The organism is Gordonia sp. i37, assembly GCF_002043085.1.
Classification (GTDB): domain Bacteria; phylum Actinomycetota; class Actinomycetes; order Mycobacteriales; family Mycobacteriaceae; genus Gordonia; species Gordonia polyisoprenivorans.
Window position 1 is genome coordinate 1 of the sequence record NZ_MVPX01000040.1, and the last position, 12,077, is coordinate 12,077.

Consider the following 12,077-nt stretch of genomic DNA (forward strand, 5'->3'; position numbering starts at 1 on the left):
TAGTCCAGGACGATCTCTTCGAACGACATCTCCGATTCGTTACCGGACTCATCACCGGTGTCGGTGTCGGTGTCCGCGCCACGTTGGGCGGCCCGCGCCATGATCGAGGCCCGGTTGGTGGACAGTTCCCCGTTCAGATAGGCGGCACGGATGAGGGGGAACTTCTCCAACAGGTCCGCCAGAGCAATCCAGTTGCCGGCCTTGCTGCGGGAGATCTTGAACTGCAGAGACACTTCGGCGCGTGCGAGTTTGTCGGCATGTTCGATCACCGAGCCCCACACCTCGACCTCGGACTGGCCCGCCAAACGCTCGCGATACACCCGCTCCGCCAGCGCGGCGGCAGCAAGCACCGTCCGGGCCTCATGCTTACGCGATTGGCGCAACAGATCAGGGCCGGTCTCGGTGAGCTCATCGCGCGACATGGCTGCGATCGCGGCGACGTCAGCTTCCGGGTCAGTGAACGTCAACATCGTCGACACCATGTACCTCCCCTCCCACGATCGGACCTGATGAGAACAAGTGTACGAAGGGGTACCGACAAAACCGGGCCTGCGGAGGTTGGGCCGATGAAATCTGTGGACAACTTTTTCTACTCATCGACCGGGCGTCGATTTACGTCGACCGGGCCGCTCTATTGCGTCGAGTGGGTAGTGGATGTGGTTGCGATGCTTGTCATCTCACCAGGGTCTCGAGGCTCGCCGCACGCGGCTCGCACCTCGACCATCGGGGGAGGGGCGAGCGCCACGTGCTGGAACCGCCCGACCATCGGAGGAAGGGGTTCTCGACCAGCGGGTGAGACGCGTTCGTCATCGCGGGAAGATGCAAACAATCGCGCTGGACTACAACCAGTCTCGCCGCTTGAACGTGGTGTACAGGGCGATCACGGTGACCACGATCAACACCGAGCTGACCACGAAACCGGTGGTGGTCTGGAAGAACGGGAACGAGACGTTCTGCCCGTAGAAGCCGGTGATGGCGGTGGGTACGGCGATGATCGCGGCCCACCCCGTCAGCTTCTTCATCACGGTGTTCAGGCGCGCGTCGGCCAATGACAGGTTGGTCTCGAACACCGTGGTGACCATGTCGCGCAACGATTCTGTCCACTCCGCCGCACGCAGCGCGTGGTCGTAGAGGTCGGAGAAGTGGGGGTCGAGTTCCGGTGGCGCCTCGTTCTCGTAGCGGTGACGCTGGATCGCCGCGATGACCTCGCGCATGGGCACCACGACTCGACGCAGAAGCACGAGATCCTTACGGAGATCGTAGGTTCGGCGCTGGAGGGTTCGAGCAGCGACGGACTCGTCGAAGAGCAGGGCCTCGAGATCCTCGATGTCGTTGTCGAGGCGCTGGACCGCGTCGAAGTGACCGTCGACGACCACGTCGAGCAGACCGTGCAGCAACGCGCCGATGCCGTACTGTTCGCCGCCGATCTCCTCCCACCGCTGGGTCACCACGGCAATGTCGAATCCCGGTGTCATCCGCACCGTGATCAACGCGTTTTGCTTGACGAATATCGAAATGCGATGCAGAACAAAGGACTTGGCGCGTTGCGCGTACGGGGAGTGCTGATCCGGACGTGCTGCGTCGCCGACCGTCGGGTTCTCGTCGCCCGCCGACGGGTTCGCGTCGTCACCGGTCGGGGCGGCGGTGATCGCGTAGACGGTCATGAATGTGTAGTCGCGGTAATTCACGGTCTTGACGCGCTCGGCGGCGGCGATCGTGTCCTCGATCGCAAAGCTGTTGAGGTCCAGTTCCTGTGCCAGTGCCGTCAGCTCGTCGTGAGACGGGCAGTCGAGATCGGCCCAGATGAGCGTGTCGGCGCAGTCGAGATGATCGGAGATGCCGTCGATCGCGAAGCCGTCGACCTTCTGGCCCTTCTTCCAGATCTGGCCGCGAATGCGCGTTCCGCGATCCGGATCCGGTGTGCCCGCCATGGCATCATCGTGCCACCACCTGCGCGGTGGGCGGGTTAGCGGCTGGCAGGATCGGCGCATGGCCTCGCGCGTCCCCTCACTCACCGGTGTGCGCTCGATCGCCGCACTGTCGGTGTGTCTGACCCACGCCGCGTTCTGGACCGGGCACTACACCGACGACTACGTCGGCCGACTGTTCGCGCGTTTCGAGATCGGTGTCGCGATCTTCTTCGTGCTCTCGGGGTACCTGTTGTTCACGCCATGGGTGCGGGCGGCGCGCGAGAACACCCGCGACACGCAACTGCCAGGCGTCGGACGCTACTTCTGGCACCGGGCACGACGCATCCTGCCCGCGTACTGGATCACCGTGATCGGCGTCTATCTGCTGTACGCGATCGCCCCACCCGGCGGCGAGGCGTCACCGACCGGCACCGGCTGGTCGGGCTTCCTGCGCAACATGACGCTGACGCAGGTGTACGGGTTCGGACACCTGCACTCCGGGCTGACGCAGATGTGGAGCCTGGCCGCCGAAGTCGTGTTCTACCTCGTCCTGCCGCTGATCGGCTGGGTCGTCGTGGTCGGTGTGATGCGTGTGTCGGGTCGGCGCGGCGGGTGGCGACCGGATCTTCTCATCGCAGCGCTGGTGCCGTTGTTGCTGGTCAGCCCGGTGTGGTCGGTGATCGTCGCGGGCAGTGCGGGGGTGAATCCGACAGCACGTTTGTGGGCGCCGGCATTCTTCGGCTGGTTCGTCGGCGGGATGTTGCTCGCGGCCTGCGCACCGCTGATCCGCCGGTGGAACACCACCGCGTGGGTGGGCATCGCGATCGCCGCGTTCCTGGTGTCCGGGGGCTCGATCGCGGGCGAACCGACGATCACCCCGACCACTGCGTCGGCGACGATCGTCAAGCACGTGTTGTATCTGGTGATCGCCGTCGGTCTCGTCGGCCCGCTCACCGTCGCCGATCAGCGGTCCTGGTGGGCGCGGGTGTGTGCCAGCCGACCGATGGTGTTCCTCGGTGAGATCTCCTACGAGCTGTTCTGTGTGCACGTCATCGTTCTCGAGGTGGTCATGGCCGCGCTCGGCTACCACGTGTTCAGCGGAAACGTGCTGATCGCGTTCGGTCTCACCGCGGCCATCAGCGTCGTGCTGGCGTGGGCGCTGCACCGAGTGACGTCCCCGCTGTGGCGTGCTCGGACACCCGGGACCGTCGGTTCCCGCAGGTAGCATGGGTGAGCAAGACGGCGCAGAGGCAACATGGCCGACAAGCAGGGTGACGAGGCGGGAACATGATCGACGACGGCGGAATGCGGGGGGCGGCACGGATCAGTGGCCCGAGCAGCGGGGAGATCCGGCAGTGGTGCGACCGGTCGGCGATGCCCGGTGAACGGCCGGAACTGTCCGATGTGGCCGCGATCCTGGTCGCGTCCGGCTATCTGACTCCGACGGGCCGGGCGATCGTCATTCGCCGCGTGTCCACAGGTCTGCCGTTGCCGATCGTGCCGGGTGGCTTCGGCGAGATGCGGCGTCTGCAGCGGGCCATCGTCCAACTCGAGGCGCAGCAGTCGGGTCCGATGGTGCCCGGTGTGATCGCCGCGGTGATGCGTAACCGTTTCAACGGGCTGGTCCGGCGCCGCGAGGACGCGCACAAGGCGTTCGTCACCGGCAAGGGCGTCTTCGCCGGCAGTACCCGTGCCATCCGCCGCGAACGTCGCGAGAACGTGTATCTCGAACTCGACGAGCGCGAACGGCTCTTCGCCGGGCTGCTGTGTACGCCGACCCCCAACGTGGGCACGATGCGCGCGGTGCGCCGAGCAGGCACCGTCGCGGTCGAGCGCATCGCCGGCGTCGTCGGGCAGGTTGCGGCGCGGTCCGGGAATCGTCAGGTCGAGCAGTGGGCCGAGCAGGTCACCGCGGCGACCGATCGTGACGCCCAGGCGCCCGCGGTGCCCGGGTCGGCGAACTTCGTCGACGGATATGAGGCGTTGCTGTTCATCGCCGGCCACTATTACGACCGGATCATGACCAATCCCGCTTGGCGCTCAGACCATTTCGCGGTGCAGCGGACGCAGGTGAACCTGCACTCCGAACTCGCCGAGATCGCCGCTGACGTCATCGCCTTGCGTGCGGTGCGCGTCGACCTGGACCGGGCCAAACGCAATGGTGGCTTTGACCGGGCCTTCGCCGAACAGATCGACCGCCGCGAAACCACGTTGCGGCCGGTGTGGTCCGAGCTGATCGATCGGGTGCAGGCGTTGTCCGACGTGGCTCACGTCGTCGAGTCCGCGGCAACGGAATTGCGGATTCTGGCCGAATACAACAAGGCCGCGACGATCGACGATCGGATCGACGCCCTGGTCGCCCGGTCCGGTGATCGCGAGATCTCGATGGACAATGCCAAACGGCTGTCCGAGCAGGTTCGCAGTGGTGAGGAACAGCTACGAATTTATCGGGATGTGTTGCAGGGAAACATCTCTCGTCTCTCACCGGCGGTTCCGCGGGAACTCCCCGCACGGTACGAGCCGTCCTGACCCCCGCGGTCGCTCGACCGCGGTCACCGTGACCAGGCGCGTAAGTAACCCTTCTCGGTATCGGTGAGGCGACGCAAACTGTGCGCCTCGATGTTGACGACGGCCATCTGAGTGCTCGCAACACACGCCGGTTTGCTCATCGGATCGGCGTGCGCCCCCCGGATCTCGTAGCCGATGGTGAAGTCGACGGAACGAAAACCCTTGATCCACATGCCGATGCGCAACGGCGAGTCGTCGTGGCGGAGCTGGCTCTGATATCGGATCTCGACGTGCACGATCATCGCGCTCTTGATCAGCGGGGTGTACTCCTCGCCCGCGGAGAGCAGCCACGCGATCCGGGCTTCCTCCATGAGCGTGACCATCCGGGCGTGGTTGATGTGACCAAAAGCATCCATGTCCGACCAGCGCACGCCGACCTCGGCGGTGAACGCGAATTCGTGTGCGCCCAAACCGCTCTCACCTGCGGTGTTTACTGAGTTGCGGCCGGTGTTTGCGGTACTCACTGACCCACGCTCCTGAATGCCGGCTGTGAAAACACGTTCGGGTCTTCACGCTTTTGTTACCCGCTAGTAGTCTTCCATCCGCGCGGCGTCCCCGATAATGGGGGGCGGTGTACCTGCGAAGTGCGGTACCGCAATGCGTTCGTGGGCTACCGCCGTCGGCGGGTGGGATGAGGTTATTGATGATGGGCACAAGGCGAGTGGCCGCAATGGTGGCGACCATACTCGGCGTCGGCGTCCTGGGTGCGGGTTTGCTCGGTCCAGCAGTGGCGGACGCGGCGCCACGCGTCGAGGCGCGCATCGTCACCACCAAGCCGATGAGCGAATTGCGCACCGACGTCTGGGTGGATTCCCCGTCGATGAAACAGCGCATCAAGGTCAGCGTGCTGACCCCGGCGTACTCCAGTGGTCCGCGCCCGACCGTCTACATGCTCGACGGCGCCGGTGCCGACGGCGACGTCAGCGACTGGATCACCAAGGGCCACGCCGGCGCGTTCTTCGCGAACAAGAACGTCAACGTCGTCCTCCCGGTCGGCGGAGCGGGCACGTTCTACACCGACTGGCAGCACGCCGACCCCAAGCTGGGTAAGCCGATGTGGGAGACCTTCCTCACCAAAGAACTTCCCCCGCTGATCAATTCGCGGTTCAACGGCAACGGCCGCAACGCGGTGATCGGGTTGTCGATGGGCGGACAGGCGTCGTTCGCGCTGGCCATCCGCCATCCCGAGCTGTATTCGGGTCTCGCGTCGCTCAGTGGGTGCCCGCCGGTGTCCGGGGCGGCCAACGAGGCCTACGTGCGCACCACCGTCGGTCGCGACGGCGGCGACGCCACCAACATGTGGGGCCCGTTCGGGTCCGTCGGCTGGCAGGCGCACGACCCGAGCCTGCATCTGAACGCGTTGCGCGGCAAGGACATCTTCATCTCCGCCGGCTCCGGCGCCATCGGCCCACTGGACATCACGCGTCGCATCGAGCCCGACGAGGGTCCGCCCGCAGCGGTCACCGCGTCGTCCTCGGCGTTGGAGGCCGGTGCCTACCGATGCTCACTGGAGTTCGCGTGGGACCTGCGCACCCACAACGTGCCCTACACCGACGGCTTCCGCCTGATCGGCACGCACACCTGGGCCTACTGGGAGCAGGACCTGCCCGCCGCCTGGGGAACGGTCTCGCGGCACCTGTACTGAGCCGCCTGCCGTAGCGGTGCCGCCGCAGACCTCAGTCGGCGCGGATCCACCGCTCGGCGAAGGACAGGAAGCTGTCGTTCTCGTCGAGATGGGTGACGGTGACCCGCACGCCGTCGTCGGCGAAGGGCCGCACCACGACCCCGGCATCGATTGCCGCGCGCGCGAACTCCGACGACCTCTCGGCGAGGTCGAGCCACACGAAATTCGCCTGCGAGTCGGGTACCCGGTAACCGGCGGCGCGGAGCCGCTCGGTGACCCGCCGACGCTCGGCGACCACCGCGTCGGTGCGCTCGAGTAGCTCGTCGCCGGCCTCCAGGCAGGCCAGAGCTGCGGCCTGCGCGACGCTGTTGACCGAGAACGGCACATGCGCCTTACCCAGGGCGGTGATGATCTCCGGATCGCCGATCGCGTACCCGACGCGCAGGCCGGCGAGCCCGTACGCCTTGGAGAACGTGCGCAACGCGACCAGGTTCGGGAACTCGCGGCGCAACTCGAGAGCGTCGTAGGCGTGGTCGTCGTCGAGGCGGGTGTACTCGAGGTACGCCTCGTCGAGGGCGACGACGATGTCCGACGGCACCGACTGCAGGAAGGCGCGTAGATCGTCGGCGGTGACCACGGTCCCGGTCGGGTTGTTGGGGTTGCAGACGAAGATCAGGCGGGTGCGGTCGGTGATCGCGTCGGCCATCGCCGCAAGATCGTGCACGTCGTCGCCGGTGAGAGGCACCTGAACGGGCGTCGCCCCGACGAGCCGCGTCGCGAGGGGATAGGTCTCGAAGGAGCGCCAGCCGAAGACGACCTCGTCGCCGGGGCGGCAGGTGATCAGGATCAGGTTCTGGCAGAGGATCACCGATCCGCAACCGACCTGGATCTCCTCAGGACTGACGCCGAGGTTCTTCGCCAATGCGTCGGTCAACTCGACCATCCCGTTGTCGGGGTATCGGTTCACACCGGCCGCGGCATGTGAAATCGCTTGCAGAACCGAGGGGAGCGGACCGAAGGTGACCTCGTTGCTGGCAAGTTTCACCGCGTCCGGGAACGTCTTGCCGGGAACGTAGACGGGCAGGTCGGCGAGGTCGGGACGGATGCGAAAGGTCACCGTCCAACTGTAGGTCCACGGTCGTGGCGGACGATGCCCGGACCCGGCGATCCGGCTCTGACCGCGCGGTTTGCTTCTGCCGCCGGGCGGTGTGTAATCTTTCGCTTCGGCAGTTCGAAAGGACTCCGCTAGGAGGCGTGCCAGAGCGGCCGAATGGGACTCACTGCTAATGAGTTGTCTCGCTAAAACGGGACCGGAGGTTCAAATCCTCTCGCCTCCGCCGACCGCAGTCGCGCCGACCGCGGTGACAACTGAACAGCACGACAACTGAATAACCACGCGCCCGTAGCTCAACGGATAGAGCATCTGACTACGGATCAGAAGGTTTGGGGTTCGAATCCCTACGGGCGCACTCTCAATACCCCGCCACCAGCGACAACGGTGGCGGGGTATTTGTTTTCGGCATCACCGTCGGATGTCGGCCTGGTCACCGTTTCGCCGCCTTTGGCCGCCTTTGGGTGGAAACGGTCGTGAATGGTGTGCACTGAAGTTGCTCAAGTTCTGCCAGTGACGTGTGTGCTCACCCAACGACCTCGAGAGGCTGTCATGATTCCTGCTCCGTTCACCAAATACGCGGCCGAATTGTTCGGCACATTCTGGCTTGTCCTCGGAGGTTGCGGAACCGCGGTCTTCGCTGCCAAGCAAGTCGCCGAGGGAGACGACAAGGGGACGCTCATCCAGGTGGGCGTCGGCTATCTGGGCGTCGCGCTGGCGTTCGGACTGACCGTGGTCACCATGGCCTACGCGCTCGCCCACATCTCCGGGGCGCACTTCAATCCGGCGATCTCGCTCGGCGCTGCGGTGAGCGGGCGACTCGAATGGAAGGATCTTCCGGGCTACTGGATCGCCCAGGTCGCCGGTGGTCTGCTCGCCGGTCTCGCGATCTATGGGATAGCGCAGGGCAAACCCGGCTGGACGGCCACCGGCAACATGGCCGCCAACGGATACGGCGACCACAGTCCGGGCCACTACACCCTCGCCGCGGTCCTGATCGCCGAGATCCTACTGACCGCTTTCTTCCTCATCGTCGTCCTCGGCGCGACCGACGGCCGGGCCCCGAAGGGATTCGGGCCGTTGGCAATCGGCTTCACCCTCACACTCATCCACCTGGTATCCATCCCGATCTCCAACACCTCGGTGAACCCGGCACGCTCGACGGCGGTGGCGTTCTTCAACGGCGACGGCGCGCCCGGCCAGCTGTGGGCGTTCTGGGTCGCCCCACTCATCGGCGGTATCGTCGGCGGCCTGATCTATCCACTGCTGTTCGAGGACGGCAAGTTCAAGTACGGTTCGTCGGCGCGCGAGGAGACACCGGTCGCCTGACCGCGTCGGCGGCGGCGAACGCAGGCATTTGACGGAACTCCGCAACCGGCGAAATCGGACAGCCGCTGCGAGAATCACTGCCCATGGAACTGTTGATCCTGGTGCTCGTGGGTGCCGTCATCATCACCGCGATCGCCGACCGGCGTGGTATGCAACCCGCGTTGATCATCGTGGTGGTGGCGCTGGCGGTCTCGTTCGTCCCGGGCATGCCGCACGTGGAACTCGAATCCGAGATCCTGCTGACCGTCGTGCTGCCACCGCTGCTGTACTCCGCAGCGCTGGGCTTCTCGGTACCGAGCTTCGTGCGCAACATCAAGCCGATCCTGGGGCTCGGGGTGGCGATGGTGGTCATCACCGCTTTCGCCGTCGGGTGGATCGCGTCGTTGCTGATCCCCGAGTTCACCTTCGCGTTGGCGTTGCTGCTCGGCGCGATCGTCGCACCGCCCGACGCGGTCACCGCCGTGGCGATCGGACGCAAGCTCGGACTGCCGAAGCGGCTGATGGCCATTCTCACCGGCGAGAGTCTGGTCAACGACGCCGCGGCGCTGTCGCTGTTCGCGATCGCGATCTCCCAGATCGCCTCCACCCACGCGTTCATCGACAATCCGTTGGCGCTGTTCGGCTACAACGCAATTCTCGGTCCCATCGTCGGCGCCGTCCTCGGCTACCTCACCCTCTGGATTCGACGCCACCTGCGCAACCCCGCACTGGAAACGGTGCAGGGCTTCGTGGTTCCGTTCGCGGCGTTCCTCGCCGCCGAACACCTCCACGCCTCCGGGGTGCTCGCGGTGGTGATCGCCGGCTTCGTGGTCGGGTCGGGGTCGGTGCACGCCGGCTACCAGACGAGGCTGCAGGAACGCTATGTCTGGAACTCGGTCGACGTGCTGCTCGAGGCATTTGTGTTCGCCTACATCGGGTTACAGATGAGGTTCATCATCGAGGACCTCCGCGAGGCGCGAGAATCGTTGCTGCAGATCACCATTGCCTCACTCCTCGTGTTGGCCGTGGTGCTCCTGATCCGGCCGGTCTGCGTGTTCGCGATGTTCGGTCGCGGAGTCGTCAGCCGTCACCTCGACGCCACGGTCGCCGTGGAGATCCCGCCCACCCCGCGTCGCGGTGCCGCCGGACGCCGCGACCCCGACCAGTCACCGGCGTGGCGGCGGCGCCTGCGCGAACGCATCGACAACCGGCCACTGACCTGGCAGGAGTCGACGGTGGTCGCCTGGACGGGTATGCGTGGCGTGGTCACCCTGGCGGCCGCTTCCGGCATCCCGCTGACCGTCGCCGACGGCAGCGAGTTCCCCGAACGTTCGGCCATCCAGGCGATCGCGTTCGTCGTGGCCGTCGGGACGATCCTCATCCAGGGCCCGACCCTGCCCTGGCTGATCAACCGGCTGCAGCTGCGCAACGAGGACGAGGAACGCTACGACCACGAGCAGACCGCACGCGCCGAGGCCATCGTGCACGGCGCGGCCGATGAGGTCATCGCGGGCTTCGTCAACAACCCACCCACCAATCTCGACGAGGTGACCGTCGACTACATCAAGGAGACCGTCGCACGACAGTCCCGGGATGCCGAGGAGATGCCCGACCCCGACGCGCACACCGCCCGCACCGATGCCTTCGCCGCGCTGTACCGCAACGTGCTCTCGGCACAGCGTGACGCTCTCGTCGCCGGCCGAGAGAACGGCCACCTCGAGGACGAGGCGGTCCGCGCCATGCTCGAACGCCTGGACCTGCAGGAAGCCGGACTCACGGCCCGACTGGAAAGCCGCCTCTGAGACGCCGTCAGTAAGGTCGAAGGTGCACGTGTTGGATACGGGTGCGCCGGCTCGGCGACCCGGAAGTGATCGGGAGTGGCGACATGGGACAGCCCACCGGGCAACGGCCCGACGGCGCCGACGATTACCGCACCCCGCTGCTGCCGGGCAACTACCCGCCGCTCGGCTACTCCGACCGTGGACTCCCGCGCTACACCGCGGCCGACCTCGCCGCAGGCGGGACACCGCAGTCCGCCCCCCGCCATGACGTCGCGCCGGTTCCGTTGTCGGACGGCCCGGACGGGGTCGAGATGGGGACGGCCGGCACCGATGCCGAGCCGCCGCACCATCCACGCCGCTCCGGGGAAGAACGCGGTGTCGGCGCCACCGTCGTCATCTTCGCCGTCGTCGGCCTGGTGATCGTGGGACTCGTCGTCTTCGGGGTCCGCTCGCTGCACCAACAACAGAACCCGACCATCACCCTGCCGACCGCCGACCCCACCGGCACCTATTCACTACCGGCGTTGCCCACCCGGCCCGGCGCGCCCTCGCAGCCCGGTGGGGACCAGCCCGGCGGTGGGCCCGGTGGTGGTTCGGGTACGACGCCGGGCGCACAGGTCACCTACACCGTCACCATCAACGGCGTCGGGACCATCCTGTACGTCGACGACGTCGGCGTCCGGACCGACTTCACCCCGCCACCGAACTGGACGGTCACCTTCGCCGCAAGCCGCAATCCGCTGCGCCTGTTGGTCGTCGCCGGCGACGGATCCTCGGCGCACTGCACCATCACCGTCGCCGGCCGGCCGGTCGCCGACGACAGCGTCGAGGCCTCCTCGACACGGCGAACGGCCACCTGCATCGCCTGACCCACGGGTCAGTTCGGGGTCCTCGGCGTGTGTCGGCGGCCCGAGGTCGCTACCGTATGTGTGTGAGTTCCCCGCAAGCAGCCCCGCAGGCGTCGGCGAGCGACGCCACCGAGTTCAAGACCATGATCACCTGGCGCGGTGTCGACACCGACCGCCTCGAACAGGTCCGCCTCAACGTCCAAGGCGCTCGGGTCAAGGCGTACGGCCGCATCATCGCCGCGGCGACCGCCGACCACGACGCGTTCTCCGCGTCATATGAGCTGGTCACCAACGATGCCGGCGTCACCAAGCGGCTGTCGATCCACCTCGTGCAGGCCGGCGGTGAGACGCAGCTCGGAATGGCTCGCGACGAGGAGAACACCTGGCTCGTGCAGACCGGGGGCGAGACCGTCCGCAAGGACTTCGGTGGCGCGGAGGACGTCGACCTCGCTCTGTCGCCGATGTTCAACGCCCTGCCCATCCGCCGACTGCACCTCGTCGCGGCCGACGCATCCGGCACCGTCGAGGTCCCCGTCGTCTACGTCTACCTGCCGACGGCGGTCGTCGAACCGGCCACCCTGCGCTACACGCCCGGCCCGGACGGGATCGGCGTGTCCTCGCCGGTCGCCACCTCGACATTGACCGTCGACGACAACGGCTTCGTCATCGACTACCAGGGACTGGCCAGCCGCGTCTGACCGGGGCGATCAGCCCAGCCATACACTCCCGCGGTGCGCCTGGCGGCGCATCTCCGCTTGCCAGCCCGCGACGCCCGGCTCGACGTCGGTGATCGCCACCCGCGGCGCATTCGCCATCGCCTCGTAGGCGTGCCGGGCGCGGTAGCCGGCGTCGATCAGTACCTCGGTGGTGCCGTGATCGCGGAGTTCGTCGCGTGCCGCGGTCAGCCGATCGATCACCTCGCTGAGC

Annotated in this window: 10 protein-coding genes, 2 tRNA genes and 2 pseudogenes; 9 read left to right on the forward strand and 5 right to left on the reverse strand. The window is 66.6% G+C overall.

The genetic code is table 11. The features are described from left to right. Window positions 1-479, reverse strand: a pseudogene (locus tag B1964_RS01370) (HNH endonuclease); the annotation flags it as partial. Window positions 480-839: 360 nt separating this feature from the next. Next, complete coding sequence (locus B1964_RS01375) at window positions 840-1,931, reverse strand: magnesium transporter CorA family protein (RefSeq protein ID WP_079928506.1); 1,092 nt, start codon at window positions 1,929-1,931, stop codon at window positions 840-842. Between the two features lie 58 nt (window positions 1,932-1,989). Between B1964_RS01375 and B1964_RS01380 the strand changes: the two genes are divergently transcribed. Together B1964_RS01380 and B1964_RS01385 are read left to right on the forward strand one after the other, a co-directional pair. Then, window positions 1,990-3,135 (forward strand): acyltransferase, encoded by a 1,146-nt coding sequence (locus B1964_RS01380; RefSeq protein ID WP_079928507.1) that lies wholly within the window; start codon window positions 1,990-1,992, stop codon window positions 3,133-3,135. 62 nt (window positions 3,136-3,197) lie between these two features. Next, window positions 3,198-4,439, forward strand: coding sequence for a hypothetical protein (locus tag B1964_RS01385; protein ID WP_079928508.1), 1,242 nt, complete (start codon window positions 3,198-3,200; stop codon window positions 4,437-4,439). Between the two features lie 23 nt (window positions 4,440-4,462). Here the strand turns inward: B1964_RS01385 and B1964_RS01390 are convergent, their stop codons facing one another. Further along, window positions 4,463-4,942: a thioesterase family protein gene (locus tag B1964_RS01390; RefSeq protein WP_079928509.1), complete on the reverse strand. Its 480-nt coding sequence runs from the start codon at window positions 4,940-4,942 to the stop codon at window positions 4,463-4,465. 182 nt (window positions 4,943-5,124) lie between these two features. On the opposite strand from B1964_RS01390, the gene B1964_RS01395 reads away from it, so the two are divergent. Continuing rightward, window positions 5,125-6,123, forward strand: coding sequence for an alpha/beta hydrolase family protein (locus tag B1964_RS01395; protein ID WP_026920477.1), 999 nt, complete (start codon window positions 5,125-5,127; stop codon window positions 6,121-6,123). Between the two features lie 31 nt (window positions 6,124-6,154). Here B1964_RS01395 and hisC read toward each other — a convergent pair whose 3' ends face one another. Continuing rightward, entirely contained in the window at window positions 6,155-7,219 is a 1,065-nt protein-coding gene (gene hisC, locus B1964_RS01400; protein ID WP_020173154.1) for a histidinol-phosphate transaminase, read from the reverse strand. Between the two features lie 131 nt (window positions 7,220-7,350). Between hisC and B1964_RS01405 the strand changes: the two genes are divergently transcribed. From B1964_RS01405 to B1964_RS01430, 6 genes are all read left to right on the forward strand, one after another. Beyond that, window positions 7,351-7,439, forward strand: a tRNA-Ser gene (locus B1964_RS01405). A 59-nt stretch (window positions 7,440-7,498) separates the two neighbouring features. After that, a tRNA-Arg gene (locus B1964_RS01410) sits at window positions 7,499-7,571 on the forward strand. Between the two features lie 194 nt (window positions 7,572-7,765). Continuing rightward, complete coding sequence (aqpZ, locus tag B1964_RS01415) at window positions 7,766-8,542, forward strand: aquaporin Z (protein WP_006371708.1); 777 nt, start codon at window positions 7,766-7,768, stop codon at window positions 8,540-8,542. A gap of 83 nt (window positions 8,543-8,625) precedes the next feature. Next, on the forward strand, window positions 8,626-10,323 hold the full coding sequence (locus B1964_RS01420) for a sodium:proton antiporter (RefSeq protein WP_079928510.1): 1,698 nt from the start codon (window positions 8,626-8,628) through the stop codon (window positions 10,321-10,323). A gap of 83 nt (window positions 10,324-10,406) precedes the next feature. Then, entirely contained in the window at window positions 10,407-11,171 is a 765-nt protein-coding gene (locus B1964_RS01425) for a hypothetical protein (RefSeq protein ID WP_253193843.1), read from the forward strand. A gap of 56 nt (window positions 11,172-11,227) precedes the next feature. Continuing rightward, entirely contained in the window at window positions 11,228-11,848 is a 621-nt protein-coding gene (locus B1964_RS01430; RefSeq protein WP_079928512.1) for a putative glycolipid-binding domain-containing protein, read from the forward strand. A gap of 9 nt (window positions 11,849-11,857) precedes the next feature. On the opposite strand, the pseudogene B1964_RS01435 reads toward B1964_RS01430, so the two are convergent. Next, a pseudogene (locus tag B1964_RS01435) lies at window positions 11,858-12,077 on the reverse strand (prephenate dehydrogenase); the annotation flags it as partial.

What these genes read in the sequence shown, in the direction of transcription:
- B1964_RS01425 (WP_253193843.1), top strand. Translation starts at nt 10,407, where the DNA reads ATGGGACAGCCCACCGGGCAACGGCCCGACGGCGCCGACGATTACCGC.
- aqpZ (WP_006371708.1), top strand. Translation starts at nt 7,766, where the DNA reads ATGATTCCTGCTCCGTTCACCAAATACGCGGCCGAATTGTTCGGCACA.
- B1964_RS01395 (WP_026920477.1), top strand. Translation starts at nt 5,125, where the DNA reads ATGGGCACAAGGCGAGTGGCCGCAATGGTGGCGACCATACTCGGCGTC.
- B1964_RS01430 (WP_079928512.1), top strand. Translation starts at nt 11,228, where the DNA reads ATGTGTGTGAGTTCCCCGCAAGCAGCCCCGCAGGCGTCGGCGAGCGAC.
- B1964_RS01380 (WP_079928507.1), top strand. Translation starts at nt 1,990, where the DNA reads ATGGCCTCGCGCGTCCCCTCACTCACCGGTGTGCGCTCGATCGCCGCA.
- B1964_RS01375 (WP_079928506.1), bottom strand. Translation starts at nt 1,931, where the DNA reads ATGGCGGGCACACCGGATCCGGATCGCGGAACGCGCATTCGCGGCCAG.
- B1964_RS01420 (WP_079928510.1), top strand. Translation starts at nt 8,626, where the DNA reads ATGGAACTGTTGATCCTGGTGCTCGTGGGTGCCGTCATCATCACCGCG.
- B1964_RS01385 (WP_079928508.1), top strand. Translation starts at nt 3,198, where the DNA reads ATGATCGACGACGGCGGAATGCGGGGGGCGGCACGGATCAGTGGCCCG.